Raw genomic sequence first — 21,917 nt, forward strand, 5'->3', positions numbered from 1 at the left:
CGCGGGGCCGGAACGACCCCGTGATCACCAGGCCGCCCCCATCGCCTGCCGCGGCGAGCCCCGGAGTCGTGGATCCGCGGGACCGTGGTGGGCCAGGGCGGTGATTCGCCAGTCGTCCCACCTGCTCAGCGGGAAGACGTCACCCATGAACAGCACGTGCTGCCCGGTGGCGTCGTAGCGGATCAGGCTCCACCGGGCGGCGACCCCGTCGCCACGGCTCGCGGTGACCAGCCCGCGGATCCTGCCTCCGCCCGTGACGGGGTACTCGTCGATGCGGTAGTGCTGTACCCGGCCCATGGGCGGCTGGGTGCGGCCGATCAGCATGGTGCGGCCGTCCGGGCTGATCGTCGCGGCCGTGACCTCCTGCCCGCCGGCCACGACGCGACCGGCCGCGAGCGTGGTGCCGGCGACGGCGGTGTCCAGGACCCGAGCCTCGGACTTCATCACGAAACCGAGCGTGCGGCGATCGGCCGCCCACGAGAGGTGCTCGATCTGTCCTGCGGCGTTCGTCGTCCAGGCGCGTGTCGTCCCCGCGAACAGATCGACGACCGCGAGCCGGGCCCCGGGGCAGAAGCGCAGCGTTTTGTCCTTACCGCACACCTTGCCGTCGAGGCTGTAGGCCAGCCGGGTGCCGTCGCCGGTGACGGCGAGGGAACTCGCGGCCGTACCGGTCACCGCGGGGATCACATCGTGGGTCAGGTCGGCCACCTTCCCCTGCCCGTCGACCCGCACCCGGTGGAAGCGGGTGGTGCTCACCTGCGTCCGGCGGGACGTGACGCTCCGGGCGACGTAGAACGCCGCGCCTTCGCCGGTTCCGGCGAGCAGGTACCCACCGGGATCCCGGAAGCTCCCCTCCGGGGTTCGCGGCACCCCGACCCGATCGATGATCTTTCCGGTACGCGCGTCGCGGACCGTCACCCCGTCGTTGTCGGCGACCAGCAGGAAGCGCGGGCCGGAGGAGACCGTCACCGCGGGCTCCACCGGGGCCGGGCCTCGCATTCCCGCCGAGACGGCCACGCTCACGGCCACGACGACGAGGGCGGCCATCAGCGGGACCGCCAGGGCGAGCCCGCGCCGGCGGGGGGCGGCTTCCACCCGCACGGCGTCCTCGTCGGGACGCAGGGCCTCGGCGCGGACAAGGTCCGCGCCGGCGGCGAAGGCGTCGCGGAGCCGGTCTTCGATCCGCGGGCTCATCGGGTCTCCTCCAGTTTCACGGCGAGTGCCCTGAGGGCTCGAAAGATGGTCGACTTCACCGTTCCGCGGCTGACCCCCATGGCCTCGGAGATCTCCGCCTCCGACAGGTCGAGGTAGTAGCGCAGCACCACGGCCTCGCGCTGGCGGCGCGGCAGCGCCCGTACGGCCAGAAACACCTCACGACGCGTCTCGCCCAGCAGGGTGGCGGCCTCCGCCGACCAGAACGGTGTTTCCCGGTCACCGGTGAACCTGCCGATGATCGCGCGCCGCCGGTGAACCATGCGGCACCCGTTCACCACGGCGGCCCGCAGGTAGGGCAGTATCCGGCCGTGGTCGGTCAACCGGCCCCAGCGGCGCTGAAGCGCCGCGAAGGCGTCCTGAACGACGTCCTCGGCCGTTTCCTCGTCCCCCACCAGCAGGAACGCCAAACGGACGAGGCCAAGCCTGTGGGCCAGGAACAACTCGGCCACGGCGGCGTCCCCCGGAGCCGTGTCCACCGGTGGCTCCGCCGCCGGTGGCGGTTCCACTACCGCTCGTCGAATCTGAGATTGCATATCTCTTCCATGCTCGACCCGCCGTCCAGGTTGCCTCGGATGCCAGGGAAACGTCTCCGGCGCCAGAGCCATCACCTCGCGCACACTCAGCGCCGGCCGGTCCGTGGCGGGCTGGGCCGCTCGGGGGGCAGGACCTCGACGGAGGTCTTGCGGATGTGGTCGTAGACCAGCGAGGTGCGGACGTCGGCGATGTTGCGGTGCCGGGAGACGTGGTCGAGGACGAAGTCGCGCAGGTGGCCGGTGTCGCGTACGGCCACCTGGATGATGAAGTCGTCGCCGCCGGACACCACGAAGATCGCGATGGTCTCGGGGAGCGCGGCGACATGGTCGCGGAAGCCCTCGACCGCCTCCCTGATCTTCGGATGCAGCCGGACGTTGATGAGCGCCTGGACCGGACGGCCGATGGCGGCGAAGTTGACCTCGGCGTGGAAGCCCTCGATCACCTCCCTGTTCCGCAGGGACCGCACCCGCTCCAGGCAGGTCGAGGGCGCGATGCCGAGCCGCTCGGCCAGCTCGCGGTTGGTCTGGCGGCCGTCGCGCTGGAGTTCGGCGAGTATGGCCGTGTCAAGTTCGTCCACGGACACATCTTCCCAGAAATCTCCGAACTTCCTTCGGAAATAGCACAGATGATTTGTGAAGCCTACGGAGAGGCTGCGAATCTCCTCTCACAAGTTCGGAGAGAGGAACGCGGATGACCATGCCGGCCGACTGGATCGACACCCTCGACCGCCGGACCGACCTGCCCACCCGGCGGCTTCCGGTGAAATGGGTGATCGTGATCGACCATGACCTGCCCAGGGGCCTGCAGGCCAACGCCGCCGCCTGCCTGGCCGCGTCCGTGGGCGGCGCCGTTCCGGCGATCCTGGGGTCGGCGGGCACCGACGCCTCGGGCCACACCCACGCCGGGCTGCCCTGGACCGGGTGCACGGTGCTGGCCGCGCCCGCCGACGTCGTCCGCCGGATCAGGAACGAGGCCGCCGGGGAGCCGGAGCTGGTCGTCGCAGACATGGCGGCCATCGCGCAGCGGACCAATGTCTACGACGAGTATCTGGCCGGCCTGGCCCACGCCGACGGCGAGGACCTCTCCTACTACGCGGTGAGCCTGCTGGGCCCGCGCCAGACCGTGGAGCGCCTCACGGGCAAACTCCCGTTGCTGCGCTAGCCGGTGGTTTGTCAGGGCGGGGCGTAGAGGTTGAGGGGTCGTCCTGCGGTGACGGCGGTGTTCATCGCTGCGACGATGTCCCCTCCGGGGATCGAACCACCCTTGGAGTTACGCTGACAACGGAGGTACACGCAGTGCCCGAGGCCCGGCTTCCGAGCGTCGCCGAAGATCTCACAGCTCTGGTATCCACGCTGATCAGTGAGATTCGCCCTCAACTGATCAGTGCCGCCCTCTCGGGCGAGCATGCCGACCGCACGAACGCCCGGCACACGGACAACTTCCTGTCCGACTACGACCTGCTCCTCCACGACCGCTATCGGGAACTGCTCTCAGAGATCTTCCCGTCCTTCGTCTACGCCAGCGAAGAGGCCGACCCGCAGGTCATAGGCGACGACCCTGACCCCGACCTGTGCGTCCTCGTGGACCCGCTGGACACGAGCGAGATGGCTGTCCGCTCCCTCTACGGCTACACACACGTCATGGTCTACTCGCGGAGCCTCGCACGTCCGATCGCCGCCGTGGTGGGCGACATCTTCCATCACCTTCAGATCTACACCGCGGCTCGTGACGAGGCCGGCCAGGATCACGCGTTCCTGCGCGAGCAGAGCGGCGCCGCTCATCCCCTCCGGCCGAGGCAAGCCGTGCCCGTACAGGAAGCCCTCATCACCAACTTCCTGATGAAGCCCGACCGCTTCCAGGCACTGGCCCAGCAGAACCGCCTGATCGGGGAACTGAACCGGCCTGCCGACAACGGGAACAGCCGTGGCCGCATCGGTGTGGACTTCGGCTCCATCAGCTTGTGCCATGTCGCCGCCGGCTTCACGGACGCGACGATCGAGTTCTCGAAGGGCTTCGCGATCTGGGACCTGGCCCCAGGCCACTACATCCTCAGCGCGGCCGGCGGGACCGTCATCGACCTCCAGGGCAAGCCCATCTCACTGAACTATCGGCTCGATACCTTGAGCGATATCGCCGAGGCGATGGACCGACGCCAGATGTTCATCGCGGCCACTGACTCAACGCTCGCCGACGAGATCGCCGGAGTGCTGACAGAGGAATGAGACACGCCGGCTAAGGACAGCGGCCCCAAGTTTCCACGCCTCCCGTACCTGGCGCTCCCCGGGTCCGGCTTCTGACGGGTTAGTGGGCGGCGGATTCGGCAGGACGGCGGGACGGGCCGGTCAGGTGGCGGGGAGCCTCGGCACGCTGTCGATCAGGCGCCGGGTGTAGGGGTGGCGGGGAGAGCCGAGCACGGTGGCGGTGTCGCCCTGCTCCACGATCCGGCCGCGTTCGAGAACCGCCGTGTGGTCGCAGAGCATCGCGACCACGGCGAGGTCGTGGGAGACCATCACGACGGTGAGCCCGTGGCTCTCGCGCAGTTCGGCCAGCAGGTCGATGACGCGTACGCGCGTGGAGACGTCCAGGGCGCTGACGGGCTCGTCGGCGAGCAGGACCCGGGGCTCGCACACGATGGCCCGCGCGATGGCGACGCGCTGGCGCTGCCCGCCGGAGAACTCGTGCGGGTAACGGCGCGCGGCGTCGGCCGGCAGCCCGACGGCTTCGAGCGCGGCGGCGACGCGCAGGTCCGCGGCCGAGGAGTTCCACCGCGACGCCGGTACCAGACCGAGCGAGCGGAGCGGTTCGGCGACGATCCTGCCCACGCGCTGCCGCGGGTCGAGCGAGGAGTACGGGTCCTGGAACACGGTCTGCACGCCGCGGCGGAACGCGCGCATCCGCCCGCGGTCGCGCGGCGAGAGCGGCGTCCCGTCGAAGAGGATCCGTCCCTCGGTGGGTACGGCCAGGCCGAGCAGCAGGCGCAGCAGCGTCGTCTTGCCCGCCCCCGACTCTCCGACCAGGGCCGTGCTGCGCCCCGGCAGCACCTGGAAGGAGACGTCGGAGAGCACGGGGGCCGCCGCCCCGCGGTAGGCGAAGCCCACCTGGCGCGCCTCCAGGATGGGCTGGACCACCGCGTCGGGGACGGGCCCGGCCGACGCCGCCCCCGCCCGAGCGGACCCGGCGGACCCGGCGGCGTCCGGGGAGGACCCGTCGGTCGTGCCGGCAGCGGACTCGGGGGGCCCGGCGAGCTCGGACGGCTCGGATGGCTGGTCCGGGGTGGGCCGGGTCAACGGTTCGTCCAATCCAGTGCGCTGTCGAGGTGCCGGGCGCCCGCCACCAGTGACCGGGTGTACGGGTGGCGCGGCGCGTTCACGATCTCCCTGACGGTTCCCGACTCGACGGCCTCGCCGTCCTTGAGGACGAGGACGCGGTCGGTGATCCCGGAGACGACCGCGAGGTCGTGGCCGATGAACAGCAGGGCCATGCCCCGGGCGGTGACCAGACCGCCGAGCAGGGCGAGCACCTCCGCCTGCACCGTCACGTCGAGAGCCGTGGTCGGCTCGTCGGCGATGAGCAGCGCGGGTTCGCAGGCCAGGGCCATCGCGATGGCGACGCGCTGACGCTGGCCGCCGGAGATCTCGTGCGGGTACGCCCGTGCGACGCGGCCGGGTTCGGCGATCCGGACCTCCTGGAGCGCGGCGGCCACGGCGGCGCGCAGGGCGGCGCCGCGCAGCCCTCGCCGGCGCCTGATGGGCTCGGCGAGCTGGCGGCCGACCCTCATGAGCGGGTCGAGTGCCGTCAGCGGCTCCTGGAAGACAACCGAAACCGCCCGGCCGCGCAGCCCGTTCAGGCGCCGCTCGGGAGCGCCGACGACCTCGGACGGACCCGTTCCCGGCGGGTCGAGCACGACGCTGCCGGAGACGGTCATGCCGGACGGCAGCAGGCCCATGATCGCGAGGGCGGTCAGGGACTTGCCGGACCCGGACTCGCCGATCAGGCCGAGCCGCTCGCCCGGGTCGATCGTGAAGGACAGGTCCCTGACGAGGTCGCGGCCGTCGGCGGAGCGCACGCGCAGTCCCGTGACGTCGAGCAGGCTCATCGGGTCCTCCGCCGGGTCGGGTCGGCCACGTCCCGCAGGCCGTCGGCGATCAGGTTCACCCCGACGACGAGCACGACCAGCAGCACGCCGGGGGCGACGGCGCCGACCGGCGCGGTGAGCACGGTCGCCTGGGCCTCCTCCAGCATGCGTCCCCAGGAGGCGTTCGGCGGGGGCGGGCCGAGCCCCAGGTAGGACAGGGACGCCTCGGCCAGCACGGCGAGGCCGAGCTGGAGCGCGAGGTTGACCAGCAGCGTCGGCCAGATGTTCGGCAGGACGTGCTCGGTCACCACGCGCGGCCAGGAGGTTCCCGAGGTGCGCGAGGCCGTGACGAAGTCCTGGGCCAGCACGCGCTTGACGAGCACCCGGGTCAGCCTCGCCACGACCGCGGACATGCCCAGCCCGATCGCCAGGACCGCCGAGCCGAGCGACGCCGAGCGCACCGCGACGACGAGCATGGCCAGGAGCAGGATGGGGAAGGCGATGAGGATGTCGAGCAGCGCCGAGAGCGTGTCGTCGAGCCACCGGGTGGCGAACCCGGCCGCGAGACCGGCGAGCAGGCCGAGGACGCCGCCGAGCAGGACCGATCCCACCCCGACCGTCAGCGCGATCCGCGCGCCGATCATCAGCTGGGTGAGCAGGTCCCGGCCGAGCTTGTCGGTGCCCAGCGGGTGGGCGGCCCCCGGGGGCATCAGCCGGTCTCCGGAGGTGTCATCCGGGGCGTACGGGAGCCAGAGGAGGGAGACGACCGCGACGGCGACGACCAGGCCGGCGAGCACGCATCCGATCACGAGCGTCGTGGACCGCCTCGGCCGGGCGGGGGCTTGCGGCGCCGGGGCTTTCAACGGGGAGGCCGCGGTGTTCATCGGGGGCCTCCGGAGACGGTGCCGCGCAGCCGGGGGTCGATGAGCCGCTGGGCGAGGTCGGCGGCGAAGCCGATCAGCAGGACCGCGAAGGTGCTGACGAACAGGATGCCCTGGATCACCGGGTAGTCGTGCTGGGCGATCCCCTTGACCAGCATGCCGCCGAGGCCGGGGAGGGCGAACACGCTCTCGACGACGACGGCCCCGAGGAAGGTCGTGGCGAGCTCGATCCCGAGGATGGAGACGACGGGCACCGCCGCGTTGCGCAGGCCGTGCCGCCACATCGCCCCGGTGAAGGAGGAGCCGAGCGCCCTGAAGGTCCGCAGGTGGTCGCTGCCGAGCACGTCCAGGGTGGCGGAGCGGACGTAGCGGATGAGCGAGGCCGACATGACGAGGGCGATCGTGACGACGGGCAGTGCCAGCGAGGTGAGGGCCGCGACCGGGTCGGCCCAGTCGTCCCTCGGGAAACCGCCGGCCGGGAACATCCTCAGCCGCAGCGCGAACACCGTGACCAGCAGCATCCCCACCCAGAAGGCCGGGACCGCGATGCCCAGCTGGGACAGCCCGCTGAGCAGGGACCCGTACCAGGTGCCCGCGCGGTGGGCGGCGACGAAGCCGACCGGCACGGCGACGGCCACGGCCAGGAGGAAGGACAGCAGGGTGAGCGGGACGGTGACGACCAGGCGGGAGGCGATCTCCGGGCCGACCGGGAGAGTGCTGACGAACGACTCGCCCAGGTCGAGGGTGACGAGTTGGCCGAGCCAGGTGGCGAACTGCTCGGGCAGCGGGCGGTCGGAGCCGATCTGCCGGCGGGCGGCCTCGATCTGCTCGGGGGTGGCCCCGACCGACAGCAGCGCGTTGGCGGGGTCGCCGGGCAGCAGGCGCAGCAGCAGGAACAGCACGACGCAGGCCAGCAGGAGCGAGACGACGAGGAACGCCGCCCGCCGCAGCAGATAAGTGATCATGGGAGAGGACTCGGCGCCGGCCGGCCCGCCGCGCGGGGCGGCGGGCCGGGTCGGCGGGGTGCGGCGGTGCCGGGCATCAGCCCTTCTTGATGCCGTAGGCGTGGAACTGCGAGTTGAGGCCGTTGACCGGGTAGCCCGACAGCGACGACGAGGCCACCACGATCTGCGGGTAGAGGTAGAGCCAGTCGCTGGCGGCGTCCTCGGCGATCAGCCGGTTGGCCTGCTTGAGCAGCTCGGCCTGCCTCTCGACGGTGTCGGACTTCTCCGCGTCGTCGACCAGCTTGGTCACCTCGGGGTTGTCGTAGCCCCAGTAGAAGTCGGGGTTGCCGTACCAGACGACGTCGCGGTCGTTGACGTGCTCCTGCAGCGTGGCGGTGAAGTCGCGGTTCTTGAACACCTTGGTGTACCACTCGTCGGCGGTGATGACGTTGATCGTCACGTTGACGCCGATCTTGGCCAGCTCGCCCTTGATGAACGTGGCCGCGGTGGGGTGCGGGTCGTAGTTCGGGGTGTCGAGCGTGAAGTCGAACCCGTTCGCGAAGCCCGCCTCGGCGAGCTGCTTCTTGGCCAGCTCCACGTCGTAGGGGTCGACCGAGGTGAGGTCCTCGTACCACGGGTCGGTGGGCGGGACCATCGAGCCGATCGGCGTCCCGTAGCCGCCCCAGACGGAGTCGAGCAGCTTGCGGTCGTCGATGGCGGAGCTGACGGCCTTGCGGACGAGCTTGTTGTCGAACGGCTTGACCTTGTCGTTGAAGGCGAGCAGGAGCTTGGTCGTCGACCGGCCGTCGTTGACCTTGTAGTTCGGGTTGTTCTTGAACTGCTCCAGCGCGTCCGGGCTCTGCTCGCTGGTCACGACGTCGACGGCGTCGGTCAGCAGCGCGTTGTTGAGCGCGGTCGCCGAGGTGAAGTAGTGGAACACCACGCCCTTGTTCGTCGGGGCGGTGCCCCAGTAGCCGTCGAACGGCGTCAGGCTCAGCGTGGAGCCGCGCTTCCACTCGCCGAGCCGGTACGGGCCGGTGCCGTCCTCGGACGTCGCCAGGTCCTTCGCCGCGTCGTTGACGATCCAGACATAGCTGAGGTTGTAGACGAAGGAGATCGACTTGTCCTTCAGCTTCACGACGACCGTGCCGTCGTCGGGCGTCTCGATGCTCTTGACGACGGCGAAGCTGCTCTTGCGGGCCGACTGCGACTCCTTCGCGGTGACCCGCTCGATGCTGTTCTTCACGTCGGCGGAGGTGAGGGGGTCGCCCGAGTGGAACTTGACACCGTCGCGCAGGGTGAAGGTGTAGGTGAGGCCGTCGGAGCTGACCTCGTGGCTCTCGGCGAGCAGGTTCTCGACCTTGCCCTCGTCGGTGAGCCTGAACAGGCCCTCGTAGACGTTGCCGTTGAAGGCCTCCGTCGTGCCCTGCCCGCCGCCGCCGGTGTTGTCGAGGTTCTGCGGCTCGTAGAGCGAGCCGACCTCGATCGTCGCGGCCGGGTCGAAGGCGGGCGCCGCGCTTCCCCCGGAGCCGGAGCCGGAACCGGAACCGGCGCCGGAGTCAGGGCCGGGGCCCGAGCCACAGCCGGCGAGGACCAGCGTGGCCGCGATCACGGCTCCGATGAACGGCGTCGTCTTCCTGTTCACTGTGTCTCTCCTGCTGGCCGTCCGCGCCACCGGACCGCACGGGAGACACGGGCATGATCGACGATGCTCGCGGGGGCCGGTGCGGACGCGGTTTCGGACAGCTCACTTCGTTGCGGTCGGCGAGGGCTCGCCGGGAGGGTTTCGTGCGGTACGCCGCCGACGACAGGCTGGGAACACGTCGTCAGCGGCTTCTCAGCTAACCCTACAGAAATAGTAGGCTTTGTCCAATTTCGGACAAAAACCGGCTTTACGGCCAGCCACTATCGGCGAAGTGGTACGAGCCCCAGGTAGACGGCCGCCGAGATGAGGAAGCCGACCGCGAACGCGACGTCGCCGACCGCCGGGACCCGTTCGGGAACCAGCCCGACGTACAGCTCCTGATTGGAGAACAGCCACACCGACAGCACGACGCCGGTGACCATCGCGATCGGACCGGCCGGGTTACTGTGCCGCCTGTCGTACAGCAGCGGCCCGAACTCCCGGCCCCGGCGCAGGTAGGCGTCGACGAGGACGATGCCCAGCCACGGCCCGATCCAGTAGGAGATCACCAGCAGGAACGACTCGTACTTGTGCCCCGCGTCCTCCAGCCCGGCCAGCGCGACCAGGAACCCGATCACCCCGCAGGCCAGTGCCGTGAGCGCCCTGCGGAGCGTCAGCGGGAGCCGTACCCCCATGGTGAGCAGGGACATCGCGCCCGAGTAGACATTCAGCGCGTTCGCCGAGATCGCGCCGAGGGTGATCGCGAGCAGCGCCAGGGCGGCCACCGGGCCCGGCAGGTGCCCGGTGAACGCGGTGGTCGGCTGGCCGAGGGCGTCGCCGCCGATGGTCACCGACGCGGCGCCCACGATCTCCAGGATCACGCAGGGAACGAACACCCCCAGCCCGGCGTACAGCCCCACGGCCCGCCTGCTCGCGTCCGGCGGGAGGTAGCGGGTGTAGTCGGCGGCATAGGGATTCCAGCCGGCCGCGTAGCCGAAGGTGGCGCCGACGGTGAGCAGGAAGCCGCCGAGCCCGCCGCCGCTGCCGGCGAAGCCCGGTTGCGCCTTCGACAGGATGACGACCGCAGTCACCGCGAAGATCATCGCGAGGACCGGGAACGCGTAGCGCTCGAAGGCCTGCACGAGGTTGTGCCCGAAGAACCCGAGCACCACCATGACCGCGACCACGATCACCAGGCTGAGCCAGGTCGGCAGGCCGGTGAGGGTGTTGAGCGCGAGCGCGCCGCTGACACTGTTGACCGCGAACCAGCCGATCCCGGCCGCCACGGTGTTCAGCGCGGAGGGGATCAGATTGCCCCAGTAGCCGAAGGACAGCCGCCCGAGGACCATCTGCGGCACCCCCGCGGAGGGACCCCGCGCCGAGAGCACGCCGTGCGAGAGCGCGCCCAGGCCGGTGCCGAGGGCGACGGCCAGGGCCGCCTGCCAGAAACTCAGCCCGAACGCGGCCACCGCGAGCACCCCGAGGAAGATCGTGGCGAACTCGAGGTTGGGCGACATCCAGGTCCACAGCAGCTGCCGCGGCCTGCCGTGCCGCTCGGACAGGGGGATGAACTCGACGCCGCCGGGCTCGACGGCGGCGATCCTGTCGCCGTACTCGCCTTCGCGCACCGCGACGCCGGGGGGCTCCATCACTCTCATACGGTTATCGCCTTCAGCTTCTCAAGGAGGTAGTCGGACGCGCGGACGGGCTCGTACGAGACCCTGCCGATGGGCGGGCCGAGGGACTCGACCTCGGCGAGGGGGTCGCACTCGTAGAAGTAGATGAGTGAGACGAGCTCTTCGTCGGGGGCCGAGGGGTCGGGCGGGAGCACGCGGTGCCGGGTGGAGCGCCATCGGTCGCCCGTCCAGCGGGCGAGCAGGTCGCCGATGTTGACGGTGAAGGAGTCCGCCACGAAGGGGGCGTCGATCCACTCCCCCTCCAGGGTGAACACCTGCAGCCCGCCGACGCCCGGCTGGCGTTCCAGGACGGTGACAGTGCCGAAGTCGGTGTGCGGGCCGATCCTGAACTGCCCCGGCTCCGGCTCCCCCACCTGTGACAGCGGCGGGTAGCGGTTGACGTTCATGGTGTACGTGGGATGCGTCGCCCGGGAGGTGAAGAAGTCGTCGGGGAGGCCGAGAGCGGCGGCGCAGATCACCAGCAGCTCGTCGGCGAGGGCCCGCATCCGGTCCAGGTAGCCGGTGACGAGCGCCCGCAGCTCGGGGACCTCCTCGGGCCACACGTTCTCCAGGAACCACTCCGCGTCGATCGCGGGGTCGCCGATCGGCCGGTCGGCGCCGACCGCGAACGTCTCCTTGAGGTCGGGCGGCGTGGGCGTGCCCTCGGCGTACCCGTTGGCCTCGACCCCGGGTGGCAGCCACCCCCGCTCTCCGACGGTGGCCGCGTAGCGGTTCTTGACCTCGTACGGCAGGGCGAAGAAGCGCTTCGCCGCCGCGCGGACCTCGGCGCGGAGCTCAACCGGGACGCCGTGCCCGGTGACGAGCAGGAAGCCGATCTCCCGCAACGCGGTGTCGACCTGGGCGGCCACCTTCTCGCGGTCGCCCGCGTCGCCGTGGAACCAGGGGGTGAGATCGATGATCGGGACTGATTTCATTGGTCCTCTCCGATGTCCTCGTTCCACAGGGCGGGGTTGGCCGCGATGAAGGCGGTCATCAGCTCGGCGCACTCCGGAGAGTCGAGGACGAGGACGTCCACGCCGTGCTCGGCGAGCCATTCGTGCTGGCCGGTGAAGGTCCTGCTCTCGCCGACGATCAGCCCGGTGATGCCGAACTGGCGGATCAGGCCGCTGCAGTACCAGCAGGGCGACAGGGTCGTCACCATCGTGGTTCCCCGGTAGGTCCGCTGGCGGCCCGCGTTCCTGAAGGCGGCGGTCTCGCCGTGGACGGACGGGTCGCCATCCTGGACGCGACGGTTGCGGCCCCGGCCGAGCAGCCTGCCGTCGGCCGCGAACAGCGCGGCGCCGATGGGGATGCCCCCTTCGGCGTATCCCTTCACGGCCTCCTCGAACGCCACGCCGAGCATCGCGGCCGGACTGACAACGTCGCTGGTCATGAGCTCACTATCCCCCTCGGGACAAGGTTCGAGAACGGACAGACCGTCCGTACTATGGCTGCCTGGAACGGACAATCCGTCAAGGGATCACGAATGCCGCTGACGTTGCGCGAACTGCTCTCCTTCGAGGTGCTCCGCGAGGCCCGCCCCGAGGTGCTCGCCGGGGAGGGCTCGCTCGACCGCGTGGTGCGCTGGGTCCACTCCAGCGAGATCTACGAGATCGGGCCGCTGCTGACCGGCGGCGAGCTGCTGCTGACGACCGGGCTCGGGCTGGCGGGCACCGACGCGGGCGCGCGACGGCACTACCTACGGGAAATCGCCGCGCGCGGGGTCGCCGGGATCGCCCTGGAGCTGGGCCGCACCTTCCCCGAGACGCCCCGCGAGCTGGTGGAGGAGGCGCGCAGGCAGGAGCTGCCGTTCATCGTCCTGCGCTCGGTGGTGCCGTTCATCCGGATCACCGAGGACGCCAACACCCTGATCGTCGACTACGCGAGCAGGCGGCTACGGCTCGGCGACTCGGCCACCCGCGCCCTCAACGAGGCGCTCATCGCCGGAGCGGGCATCGCGGGCGTGCTCGCGACCGGGGCGCAGGTGATCGGCGCCCCGCTGGTGCTGGTCTCGGCGGGCGGCGCGCTCGTGTCCGCGCACGGCGTGGACGGCGACCGGGAGGCGTGGCAGGCCGTCGAGCACACCGCCTGCGAGGCCCCGGTCACCCTGCACGGGCAGCCATGGGGGCGGCTCGTCGCGGGCCCCGGCTCGGCACTGCCCGCCGAGGACCTGTCCATCGCGCTGGAACGGACGGCGGTGGCGCTGGCGCTGGCCATGCTCCGCACCGGCAGCCCGCCGAGCGAGCGGGACCGTCAGGTCTCGGCGCTGCTGCGGGACCTCATCGAGGGCGGCGCCGAGGCCGGATCCTCCGTACGGGCGATGATGGCGGGCTTCCATCCGGCACCCGACCACGTGCTCGTCGGCGTCGCGGCCGACGCGCTGGAGACGGCGGCGGCGCTGGCGGTGATCGACCGCGCGGCCCACATCCTGCACACCCCCGCGCTGCGGGGGCGGCTGTCCCGGCTGGTGCTCGGCGCCCTCTCCGTGCCGCGCGCGGTGACCGACGCGGTCGGCGCGGCGTCGCAGGCGCTGGACGAGGCCCTGCGGCGGGTGAGCGCGCCGGAGTTGCGGGTCGCGGTCGGGTATCCGGCCGCCGACCTCGGCGAGCTGGGCGGCTCGCTGCGCGACGCGCGGGCCGCGCTCGGCCTGCGCCCGGCGGCGCGCCTGGTCAGCACCCGCGCCCTCGCCCTGGACCTGGAGCTGACCCGGCACGGGGACGGCGGCCACGCGGCGGACCTGGTCCGGCGGACGATCTCGTCGCTGGTGGACTGGGACGTGGCGCACCGGACGAACCTGGTTGGCACGCTGGAGGTCTTCCTCCTGCACGGGTGCAGTGCCACCCGCGCGGCGGCCGTGCTGCACCTCGGCCGCCAGTCGTTCTACCAGCGGTTGCAGCGCATCGAGGCGCTGCTGGGATACACGGTGACGGATCCGGACGTGCACGCCGCGCTGCTGCTCGCGACGGCGGCCCACCGGATCGCGGGAACTTGACATCCTCCTCCGCTTGAAGGCGGGGGATTCCAACGGCACCCGCGTGGCGCTGTACACCTTCGTTTCCGGGTTCCTCTCCGCCGAGACCCGCGGGGCCCTCACCGAGCCCGGCGAAGCGCTGGACGCCGACAGCACCTTCGAGGTCGCCGTCGACCTCATCGTCGCCGGCCTGGAGGGCAGCCGCCCCTGAGGCGCCCGCGCCTACCATCGGGAGCGGAGGCGCCGGTTCACAGGGGCAGGATGCCGCCGGGTTTGAGGGCTTTCATCGCGATCTGGGAGGTGAGCTTGTCGAGACCGGGCAGGCGGCCGAGCTTCTCCAGGCAGAGCTGGCTGTAGGCGTCCATGTCGGGCACCGCCACCCGCAGCACGTAGTCGGGGCGGCCGAACATGCGCAGGCACTCCACCACGTCGTCGATCTCCATGACGGCTGCCTCGAAGGCGGTGACCGTCTCGGCGTCCTGTCCCTCAAGCTCGACGTAGGCGACGACCTGGAAGCCCCGCCCCACGGCCGCCGGGTCGATCACGGCGCGGTAGCCGGTGATCACTCCGGCCTCCTCCAGGTTGCGGACCCGGCGCAGGCACGGCGAGGGGGTCAGCCGCACCCGCTCGGCCAGCTCCAGGTTGCTCAACCGCCCCTCCACCTGCAGGAGACCGAGAATTGCGCGATCTGTCACATCCATGACATCGGATGCTAACGAGGCGCTTCATCCTTGGAAAGATTGACATCGAATTTTGTTCTACCTGGCATAACCTTGCGGCATCGCAGGAGCGCCGACGACGGGACAGAACCATGACGATCTTCGCAGACGCCCGTGAGATCTCCCCCGACGACCGCTACCTGCTCGACGAGGGCCAGGTCTTCATGACCGGCACCCAGGCCCTGGTGCGGGTGATCATCGACCAGATGCGCGCCGACAGGGTCGCGGGCCTTCGCACCGGCACGATGGTGTCCGGTTACCCCGGCTCCCCGCTGGGCGGCTTCGACCAGGAGCTGGCCCGCTCGCGCCACCACACCGAGCCGCTCGGCGTGGTGCACCGCCCCGGGCAGAACGAGGAACTCGGCGCCACCGCCGTCTGGGGCAGCCAGCTCGTGCCCGCGCTCCCCCGCCCGCGCACCTCCGGCGTGCTGGGCGTCTGGTACGGCAAGGCGCCCGGCGTCGACCGCGCGGCCGACGCGTTCCGGCACGGCAACTTCGTCGGCGCCCACCCCGAGGGCGGCCTGATCGCGCTCTGCGGCGACGACCCGACCTGCAAGTCCTCCACCCTCCCCTCGGCGACCGAGGGCACACTCGCCACGCTGGGCATGCCGATCGTCCACCCCGGCAGCGTCCAGGAGCTGCTCGACCTGGGACGCCACGCGATCGCGGCGTCCCGGGCCAGCGGCCTGTGGGTCGCGGTGAAGGCCGTCTCCAACGTCGTGGACGGCACCGGCACCGTGAACGTCGGGCATGGCCGGGTCGTCCCGGTCATGCCCGACGTCGAGTACGAGGGCAGGCCGTACCGGCACGTGCCGGACGCGACGCTGCTCACCCCGTGGTCGCTGGAGATGGAGCGCACGCTCGTCGGCCCGCGTCTGGACCTGGCCCGCGCCTACGCCCGCGAGAACGGGCTCAACCGCGTCACCGCCGACCCCCGCGACGCCTGGCTGGGCATCGTCGCCTCGGGAACCGCCTACTACGACGTCCGCGAGGGCTTCCGCAAGCTCGGCGTCACACCGGAGGAGGCCGGGATCCGCCTCCTGAAGATCGGCATGCTCTGGCCGCTGGACCCGGAGATCGTCCGGACCTTCGCCCGGGGGCTGTCGGAGATCCTCGTCGTGGAGGAGAAGGCCCCGCTGCTGGAGACCTCGGTCAAGGACATCCTGTACGGGACCGCCGACGCCCCCCGCGTGCTGGGCAAGCTCGACGAGAACGGCGAGCGGCTCATCCCCCGGCACGGTGCCGTCGACGCCGACCTCGCCGCCAAGGCCATCGCCTTCCGGCTGCGCCGCCGGGGCCTGACCGGCCTCGGCGAGCAGGTGGCGAAGGGGCTCTCCATCATCTCGCGTCCGGCGCCGCTGACGCTGCTCACCCCCAAGCGGACCCCCTTCTTCTGCTCGGGCTGCCCGCACAACCGTTCCACCGCCGTCCCCGACGGCGCGCCCGTCGGCGCCGGGATCGGCTGCCACACGATGGTGGTGCTCAACCGCGAGGGCAAGGGCACGCTCACCGGCCTGACCCAGATGGGCGGCGAGGGGGCGCAGTGGATCGGCCAGGCTCCGTTCACCGACACCCCGCACATCTTCCAGAACCTCGGCGACGGCACCTTCCACCACAGCGGCTCGCTCGCGGTCAGGGCCGCGGTCGGGGCGGGCGTCAACATCACCTACAAGCTGCTCTACAACAGCGCGGTCGCGATGACCGGCGGCCAGACGATCACCCCGGCCCTGTCGGTGCCCGACCTGACCCGCTGGCTGGAGACCGAGGGAGTGCGCAGGATCGTCGTCACCACCGACGAGCCCGAGCGCTACCGGGGGGTCAGGCTCGCGGGCATCGCCGAGGTCCGCGACAGGACGGCGCTGGAGGACGCCCAACGCGAGCTGGCCGCGATCCCCGGCGTGACCGTGCTCATCCACGACCAGCAGTGCGCGGCCGAGAAGCGGCGGCTGCGCAAGAAGGGCGACCTGCCCGACCCCGCCAGACGGGTGGTGATCAACCAGCGGGTCTGCGAGGGCTGCGGCGACTGCGGGCAGAAGTCCGAGTGCCTGTCCGTGCTGCCGGTGGAGACCGAGTTCGGCCGCAAGACCGAGATCCACCAGTCGTCCTGCAACAAGGACTACTCGTGCGTGGAGGGCGACTGCCCCTCCTTCCTGACCGTCCTGCCCGCCAGGGGGAAGGCCGCCTCCAAGAGGCGCGCACCGGTACCCGCGCCGCCGGACATGCCCCTCCCCGAGGCGCGCACCGGGGAGACCTCGATCAGGCTGGTCGGCATCGGCGGCACCGGCGTGGTGTCGGTCGCGCAGATCCTCGGCACCGCCGCGATGCTCGACGGCAGGCGGTCGCGGGGACTCGACCAGACCGGCCTGGCCCAGAAGGGCGGCACGGTCGTCTCCGACATCCTCATCTTCGACGGTGACGGCGACCGCTCGGCACGGGGCGGCGCGGCCAGCGTGGACGCCTACCTGGCGCTGGACCTGATCGGCGCCACCGACCCCGCCCACCTGGCCGCCGCCGACCGCGACCGGACCGTGGCGGTGGTCTCCACCAGCCTGGTGCCGACCGGTTCGATGGTGCTCGACCCGTCCACCCACCTGACCGACGTGGGCTCGCCGATCGGCGCGCTGGAGTCGCGGACCCGGCGCGAGCTGAACGTCTACCTCGACGCCGAGGAGATGGCCCAGGCGCTGTTCGGCGACCACATGCCGGCCAACACGATCATCGTCGGGGCCGCCTGGCAGCGCGGGCTCATCCCGCTCGGCCTGGAGTCGATCGAGCGGGCCATCCGCGCGGGCGGCGGCCGGGCCGCCGAGCGGACCGTCGCCGCCTTCCACTGGGGCCGCGCGGTGGTCGCCGCCCCCGAGGCCGTCGCGGCGGCGACCCGTCCCGCCGTCCCGGCCGCGCCGCTCCCCGCCCCGGAGGCGGTACGCCTGGTCGGCACGGTCGCCGAGCCCGGTACCGAGCTGCACCGGATCCTCACGGTCCGGGTGCCCGACCTCGCCGCGTACCAGAACGCGCGTTACGCCGCCCGGTACGCCGACGCCGTCCGCGCGGTCCTCGCCAGGGAGCGGGAGGTCTCGCCCGGCACCTCCGCCGTCACCGAGGCCTACGCCCGGCAGCTGCACCGGCTGATGGCGTACAAGGACGAGTACGAGGTGGCGCGCCTGCACCTCGACCCGGCCGAGCGGGCGCGGATCGCCGCCGAGTTCGGCCCCGGCGCGAGGGTCTCCTACAACCTGCACCCGCCGTTCCTGCGCGCCCTGGGCATGAGGCGCAAGCTCCGCCTCGGCGCCTGGTTCGACCCGGCCTTCCGCCTGCTGTACGGCATGCGTGTGCTGCGCGGCACCCGTCTGGACCCGTTCGGCCTGGGCGGGGTGCGCGGGACCGAGCGGGAGCTCGCCGCCGAGTACACCCGCGACGTGCACCGCGCGCTGGACCACCTGCGCCCGGAGACCGGGGAGCGGGTCCGCGAGCTGGCCGAGCTGCCCGAGGCGATCCGCGGCTACGAGCACGTGAAGCTGCGCAACGTGGCCGCCTACCGCGAGCGGGTGGCCGCGCTTCTCGACGGGCTGCGCGAGGGCTGACGACGCTCGCCGGCCACGCTCGCACCCGGCCGGCCGCGTCCCCCGGCGGTCGACCGGGGGTTCGAGCCCGCCGAGGCTAACGGTTGACCAGGGGGCCCGAGCCGGTCGAGCGGCGGACGACGAGCTCGGGCTGGAACATCAGCTCGACGTGTTTGGCGCGGACCCCGTTGATCTCCTCCAGGAGGGTCGCCACCGCCGCCGAGGCCATCGCGCCGATGGGCTTGCGCACGGTGGTCAGCGGCGGGTCGGTGAACGCGATCAGCGGCGAGTCGTCGAAGCCCACCACCGACACGTCTCCCGGCACCGACAGCCCGCGGTCGCGGCAGGCCCGGATCGCGCCCAGCGCCATCAGGTCCGAGGCGCACACGATGCCCGTGCAGCCGCGCGCCAGCAACTGCGCCGTCGCGACCTGTCCACCCTCCACGGAGAACAGCGAGTGCGAGATCAGCTCGTCGACGTCCGTGACACCGAGCAGCTGGGACATCGCCCGCCGGTAGCCCTCGATCTTCCTGATCACCGGCACGAACCGGCGCGGCCCCACGGCCAGGCCGATGCGCTCGTGGCCGAGGTCGGCCAGGTGCTGGACGGCCAGCCGGGCCGCGGCCCGGTCGTCCGGGGAGATGAACGGCGCCTCGACCCGCTCGCTGTAGCCGTCGAGCAGGACGATCGGCAGCCCGCGTTCGATCAGGCGGGTGTAACGGTCCATCTTGGCCGTGGTGTCGGCGTGCAGCCCGGAGACGAAGACGATGCCGCTGACCCCCCGGTCCATCAGGAGTTCGGTGAACTCGTCCTCGGGGGCGCCTCCGGGCAGCTGGGTGCACAGCACCGGGGTGTAACCGTGCTGGGTGAGCGCCTTCTCGATGGCCTGGGCGAACACCGGGAAGATGGGGTTGTCCAGCTCCGGGGTGACCAGGCCGATCAGCCCGTTGCTGCGCTGGCGCAGCCGCTGCGGGCGCTCGTACCCCATCAGGTCCAGAGCCGTCAGCACCGCCTGCCTGGTCGACTGCGACACGCTGGGCTTGCCGTTGAGCACCCGGCTGACGGTGGCCTCGCTCACCCCGGCCTGCGCGGCGATGTCGGCCAGCCGGATCGTCGTCCCGTCGGAGCGGGAGCGGGAGGTCTGCGCGAGCTCGCCGTCCATCAAGCAGTCACCCCACCATGCGGCTGAACCGGGCACGAACCGATCGGCATCCGGCACTCTCTATGAAATTCGTTTCTGCAACTTTTCGCAAATTGTAACATTTCAACCTTCGTACTGGCGCTCCGGTAAAGGCCCGATGTCACACTGACCGTTACGCCCGGGAACGGAGAAGTAACCATTAGATGAGCAATTTCTAACGACATCTATGGACACACGGGCAAGTGTCGCGATGTACTACCTCATCAATCACACGGCTGGGATCCGGGCGGGGGCGTCCGGGAGGAACGAGCGCGCATGAGTACCGTCGTCCTCGACAACGTGAGCAAGGTATACCCGGGTGGATACCTCGCGGTCGACCGCATGAGTCTGCGCGCGGAAAACGGGGAGTTTCTCGTCCTGCTAGGTCCCTCGGGCTGCGGTAAGTCCACCTTACTCCGGATGATCGCGGGCCTGGAGGAGGTCACCGACGGGGACCTGTGGCTGGGCGGCACGCTCGCCAACGAGCTCGCTCCCCGCGACCGCGACGTGGCCATGGTGTTCCAGAACGGCGCGCTCTACCCGCACCGGACGGTACGCGGCAACATCGCCTTCCCCCTGGAGATCGCCAAGGCCGACCCCGCGCTGGTCAGGGAGCGTGTGACGGAGCTGTCCAAGGCGTTGCACATCGACGACACCCTCGAACGGCGCCCTGGAACGCTCTCCGGTGGCCAGCGCCAGCGCGTGGCGATGGGCCGCGCGATCGTCCGCCAGCCCTCGCTCTTCCTGATGGACGAGCCGCTCTCCAACCTGGACGCGGGCATGCGCACCGAGCTCCGGATGGAGATCTCGTCGCTGGTCCGTTCCCTCGGGGTGACCACGATCTACGTGACGCACGACCAGGTCGAGGCCCTCACCCTGGCCGACCGGATCGCCATCATGAACCGCGGTGTCCTACAGGACCTCGGCACTCCCGGGCAGGTCTACAACGACCCCGCGACCGCCTTCACCGCGGCCTTCCTCAGCTCCCAGCAGATCAACCTGCTCGCGGCCACCGTCCGCACCCCGCAGAACCAGTTCATTTTGCTGGACTTCGGCCCGCACCAGATCATGATCCCCTGGACCGATCCCAGGGCGTACGTCATCTCCCAGCACGTGGGCCACCAGATCATCGTCGGCCTGCGCCCCGACTGCCTGGCCCCGGTCCCCGACAGCTTCGAGGGGCCGACCTTCCTCGGCCGCGTCCGGGCCCTGGAGTACCACGGCCACGAGTGGCTCGCCTACGTCGAGAGCGGGCTGGCCTCCGTGGCCGTTCCCGAGCCTCCCGACCCCCGGCAGAAGGCAGGCGGCCTGGGCGTCCCCCTCGTCGGCGGGCGGATCCGCTCGGTGCTGCGGCGGATGATGCCCAGCGCCTCGTTCGACGAGGACGCCGAGCCGCAGCAGGAGCAGGAGCAGGTCAGCGGCCACCACCGCCGGGCCGACCTCATCGTCCGCCTGGGCTCCCGCCCGGTCTGGCGGGCCAGAGAGCCGGCCCGGGTGGGTGTCGACGTCACCCGCCTGATGCTCTTCACCATGGACGGCGCCCGCATCGACCCGCCGCAGCGGTGACGCGACACCGCCAACGACATGGCGGGACGGCGGCCGTACGGGGCCGGGGGGCCTGTCGCGCGGGGTCCCGGGCGCCGGTCAGACCGTCGTGATCGTCTCACCGATCCGGTCGAACAGTTCCTGCTTGCCCTCGGCGTCGGTGCTTAGCGTGACGATGCAGGTCTTGTTCCCGGCCGGCACGTAGTACTGGGTGCCCCGGACGTCGACGCCGTTGGTCGCGAACGAGTAGACGATCCGCGCCGCCTCCCTGGAGCCGATCCGCACCTTCCTCGCCTCGATGACCTTGGCGTTGAGCTGTTCCAGCTGCTTTCTGGTGTCCCTGAGCAGCTGTTCCGTCGAGATCTGCCGCCCGGCCTGGCAGAAGGCGTTGAGGTTGGTGGGAAATCCGTTCATGGAGGTCTTCGCCGAGTCCGCGTCCGACGCCCAGAGGCCGTTGTTGTCGACCAGGGTCTGCAGGCTCTTCTTGGCCTGCTCCAGCGTGGGGCCCGACAGACCGCTGTTCCTCAGCCCCTTGTCGAGGTCGTCCTTGGTCAGGTCGAGCGCGACCCAGTCCTTCGGGACCGCGACGACGACGCCGTTGGCCGGACCCCCGATCTGCTTGAACCCGTCGGGCACGGGTACCGCGCTCCCCGCGGGACCGGTACCGGGAGCGGTGCTCGCGCCAGGCCCGGCGCTCTGCCCGAGACCGGGGCTTCGCGTGAGGTCGGAGGCCCACGCCGGGACAGCGGGAGCGGCGTCCGTGACGGTCGGGCCCCCGCTCCCGCAGGCCGTGCTCGCTCCCAGAAAGAGCCCCAGCAGGCTCATCGTCACGACATGGTGGCGCTTAGGCATCAGGCTGCCCTCCTCGCGGACCCGCGGGGCCCGGTACCGATACGACCTGCGGCGTCTATCGGGGGGAGATCTGATGCGGGTGTGCGCGGCGGCCACCGTCCCGCCGGGCGGACCCCGGCCGCCCGCGGTGGGCGGGACCGG

20 protein-coding genes are annotated in these 21,917 nt (G+C 71.3%); 6 read left to right on the top strand and 14 right to left on the bottom strand.

Annotated elements, in window-relative coordinates:
- Positions 1-24: 24 nt before the first annotated feature.
- From OG587_RS35960 to OG587_RS35970, 3 genes are all read right to left on the bottom strand, one after another.
- Positions 25-1,194, bottom strand: a complete 1,170-nt coding sequence (locus OG587_RS35960; RefSeq protein WP_329083251.1) for a hypothetical protein — start codon at positions 1,192-1,194, stop codon at positions 25-27.
- Entirely contained in the window at positions 1,191-1,691 is a 501-nt protein-coding gene (locus OG587_RS35965) for an RNA polymerase sigma factor (RefSeq protein WP_329083252.1), read from the bottom strand. Before OG587_RS35965 ends, OG587_RS35960 begins: the two co-directional genes overlap by 4 nt.
- 143 nt (positions 1,692-1,834) lie before the next feature.
- Complete coding sequence (locus OG587_RS35970) at positions 1,835-2,326, bottom strand: Lrp/AsnC family transcriptional regulator (RefSeq protein ID WP_329083253.1); 492 nt, start codon at positions 2,324-2,326, stop codon at positions 1,835-1,837.
- A 113-nt stretch (positions 2,327-2,439) separates the two neighbouring features.
- On the opposite strand from OG587_RS35970, the gene OG587_RS35975 reads away from it, so the two are divergent.
- Both OG587_RS35975 and OG587_RS35980 read left to right on the top strand, forming a co-directional pair.
- Positions 2,440-2,910: a DUF2000 domain-containing protein gene (locus OG587_RS35975; protein WP_329083254.1), complete on the top strand. Its 471-nt coding sequence runs from the start codon at positions 2,440-2,442 to the stop codon at positions 2,908-2,910.
- A 134-nt stretch (positions 2,911-3,044) separates the two neighbouring features.
- Positions 3,045-3,971: an inositol monophosphatase family protein gene (locus OG587_RS35980; RefSeq protein ID WP_329083255.1), complete on the top strand. Its 927-nt coding sequence runs from the start codon at positions 3,045-3,047 to the stop codon at positions 3,969-3,971.
- Between the two features lie 120 nt (positions 3,972-4,091).
- On the opposite strand, the gene OG587_RS35985 is transcribed toward OG587_RS35980, so the two are convergent.
- From OG587_RS35985 to OG587_RS36020, 8 genes are all read right to left on the bottom strand, one after another.
- Positions 4,092-5,048, bottom strand: a complete 957-nt coding sequence (locus OG587_RS35985; protein WP_329083256.1) for an ABC transporter ATP-binding protein — start codon at positions 5,046-5,048, stop codon at positions 4,092-4,094.
- Positions 5,033-5,845: an ABC transporter ATP-binding protein gene (locus tag OG587_RS35990; RefSeq protein ID WP_329083257.1), complete on the bottom strand. Its 813-nt coding sequence runs from the start codon at positions 5,843-5,845 to the stop codon at positions 5,033-5,035. The genes OG587_RS35985 and OG587_RS35990 overlap by 16 nt, the downstream gene beginning before the upstream one ends.
- A complete protein-coding gene (locus tag OG587_RS35995) occupies positions 5,842-6,708 on the bottom strand; it encodes an ABC transporter permease (RefSeq protein WP_329083258.1) in 867 nt (288 codons plus the stop codon). The genes OG587_RS35990 and OG587_RS35995 overlap by 4 nt, the downstream gene beginning before the upstream one ends.
- Positions 6,705-7,670 carry an ABC transporter permease gene (locus tag OG587_RS36000; protein ID WP_329083259.1) on the bottom strand — a complete coding sequence of 322 codons (966 nt, stop codon included), beginning with the start codon at positions 7,668-7,670 and terminating at the stop codon, positions 6,705-6,707. The genes OG587_RS35995 and OG587_RS36000 overlap by 4 nt, the downstream gene beginning before the upstream one ends.
- Before the next feature lie 76 nt (positions 7,671-7,746).
- Positions 7,747-9,294 (bottom strand): ABC transporter substrate-binding protein, encoded by a 1,548-nt coding sequence (locus OG587_RS36005; protein ID WP_329083260.1) that lies wholly within the window; start codon positions 9,292-9,294, stop codon positions 7,747-7,749.
- Between the two features lie 260 nt (positions 9,295-9,554).
- Entirely contained in the window at positions 9,555-10,931 is a 1,377-nt protein-coding gene (locus OG587_RS36010) for a purine-cytosine permease family protein (protein ID WP_329083261.1), read from the bottom strand.
- Positions 10,928-11,884 (bottom strand): isopenicillin N synthase family dioxygenase, encoded by a 957-nt coding sequence (locus OG587_RS36015; RefSeq protein WP_329083262.1) that lies wholly within the window; start codon positions 11,882-11,884, stop codon positions 10,928-10,930. Before OG587_RS36015 ends, OG587_RS36010 begins: the two co-directional genes overlap by 4 nt.
- A complete protein-coding gene (locus OG587_RS36020) occupies positions 11,881-12,342 on the bottom strand; it encodes a nucleoside deaminase (protein WP_329083263.1) in 462 nt (153 codons plus the stop codon). The genes OG587_RS36015 and OG587_RS36020 overlap by 4 nt, the downstream gene beginning before the upstream one ends.
- Positions 12,343-12,435: 93 nt before the next feature.
- On the opposite strand from OG587_RS36020, the gene OG587_RS36025 reads away from it, so the two are divergent.
- Positions 12,436-13,941: a PucR family transcriptional regulator gene (locus OG587_RS36025; RefSeq protein WP_329083264.1), complete on the top strand. Its 1,506-nt coding sequence runs from the start codon at positions 12,436-12,438 to the stop codon at positions 13,939-13,941.
- Positions 13,942-13,954: 13 nt separating this feature from the next.
- Positions 13,955-14,131, top strand: a complete 177-nt coding sequence (locus OG587_RS36030) for a hypothetical protein (protein ID WP_329083265.1) — start codon at positions 13,955-13,957, stop codon at positions 14,129-14,131.
- A gap of 37 nt (positions 14,132-14,168) precedes the next feature.
- Here OG587_RS36030 and OG587_RS36035 read toward each other — a convergent pair whose 3' ends face one another.
- Positions 14,169-14,621 carry an Lrp/AsnC family transcriptional regulator gene (locus OG587_RS36035; RefSeq protein WP_329083266.1) on the bottom strand — a complete coding sequence of 151 codons (453 nt, stop codon included), beginning with the start codon at positions 14,619-14,621 and terminating at the stop codon, positions 14,169-14,171.
- 110 nt (positions 14,622-14,731) lie between these two features.
- On the opposite strand from OG587_RS36035, the gene OG587_RS36040 reads away from it, so the two are divergent.
- Complete coding sequence (locus tag OG587_RS36040; RefSeq protein ID WP_329083267.1) at positions 14,732-18,220, top strand: indolepyruvate ferredoxin oxidoreductase family protein; 3,489 nt, start codon at positions 14,732-14,734, stop codon at positions 18,218-18,220.
- 76 nt (positions 18,221-18,296) lie between these two features.
- Here OG587_RS36040 and OG587_RS36045 read toward each other — a convergent pair whose 3' ends face one another.
- Entirely contained in the window at positions 18,297-19,361 is a 1,065-nt protein-coding gene (locus OG587_RS36045; protein WP_329083268.1) for a LacI family DNA-binding transcriptional regulator, read from the bottom strand.
- Positions 19,362-19,655: 294 nt separating this feature from the next.
- On the opposite strand from OG587_RS36045, the gene OG587_RS36050 reads away from it, so the two are divergent.
- Positions 19,656-20,945 (top strand): ABC transporter ATP-binding protein, encoded by a 1,290-nt coding sequence (locus OG587_RS36050; protein ID WP_329083269.1) that lies wholly within the window; start codon positions 19,656-19,658, stop codon positions 20,943-20,945.
- Positions 20,946-21,023: 78 nt separating this feature from the next.
- Here the strand turns inward: OG587_RS36050 and OG587_RS36055 are convergent, their stop codons facing one another.
- Positions 21,024-21,776: a hypothetical protein gene (locus OG587_RS36055; protein ID WP_329083270.1), complete on the bottom strand. Its 753-nt coding sequence runs from the start codon at positions 21,774-21,776 to the stop codon at positions 21,024-21,026.
- Positions 21,777-21,917 lie beyond the last annotated feature (141 nt).

This window comes from Streptosporangium sp. NBC_01469 (assembly GCF_036227305.1).
In the GTDB taxonomy this organism is placed as follows: domain Bacteria; phylum Actinomycetota; class Actinomycetes; order Streptosporangiales; family Streptosporangiaceae; genus Streptosporangium.

Coding starts and splice junctions, on each gene's coding strand:
- OG587_RS36000 (WP_329083259.1), bottom strand. CDS start 7,670: ATGATCACTTATCTGCTGCGGCGGGCGGCGTTCCTCGTCGTCTCGCTC.
- OG587_RS36045 (WP_329083268.1), bottom strand. CDS start 19,361: ATGGACGGCGAGCTCGCGCAGACCTCCCGCTCCCGCTCCGACGGGACG.
- OG587_RS36020 (WP_329083263.1), bottom strand. CDS start 12,342: ATGACCAGCGACGTTGTCAGTCCGGCCGCGATGCTCGGCGTGGCGTTC.
- OG587_RS36035 (WP_329083266.1), bottom strand. CDS start 14,621: ATGGATGTGACAGATCGCGCAATTCTCGGTCTCCTGCAGGTGGAGGGG.
- OG587_RS36010 (WP_329083261.1), bottom strand. CDS start 10,931: ATGAGAGTGATGGAGCCCCCCGGCGTCGCGGTGCGCGAAGGCGAGTAC.
- OG587_RS36025 (WP_329083264.1), top strand. CDS start 12,436: ATGCCGCTGACGTTGCGCGAACTGCTCTCCTTCGAGGTGCTCCGCGAG.
- OG587_RS35995 (WP_329083258.1), bottom strand. CDS start 6,708: ATGAACACCGCGGCCTCCCCGTTGAAAGCCCCGGCGCCGCAAGCCCCC.
- OG587_RS36040 (WP_329083267.1), top strand. CDS start 14,732: ATGACGATCTTCGCAGACGCCCGTGAGATCTCCCCCGACGACCGCTAC.
- OG587_RS36015 (WP_329083262.1), bottom strand. CDS start 11,884: ATGAAATCAGTCCCGATCATCGATCTCACCCCCTGGTTCCACGGCGAC.
- OG587_RS36050 (WP_329083269.1), top strand. CDS start 19,656: ATGAGTACCGTCGTCCTCGACAACGTGAGCAAGGTATACCCGGGTGGA.
- OG587_RS36055 (WP_329083270.1), bottom strand. CDS start 21,776: ATGCCTAAGCGCCACCATGTCGTGACGATGAGCCTGCTGGGGCTCTTT.
- OG587_RS35960 (WP_329083251.1), bottom strand. CDS start 1,194: ATGAGCCCGCGGATCGAAGACCGGCTCCGCGACGCCTTCGCCGCCGGC.
- OG587_RS35990 (WP_329083257.1), bottom strand. CDS start 5,845: ATGAGCCTGCTCGACGTCACGGGACTGCGCGTGCGCTCCGCCGACGGC.
- OG587_RS35975 (WP_329083254.1), top strand. CDS start 2,440: ATGACCATGCCGGCCGACTGGATCGACACCCTCGACCGCCGGACCGAC.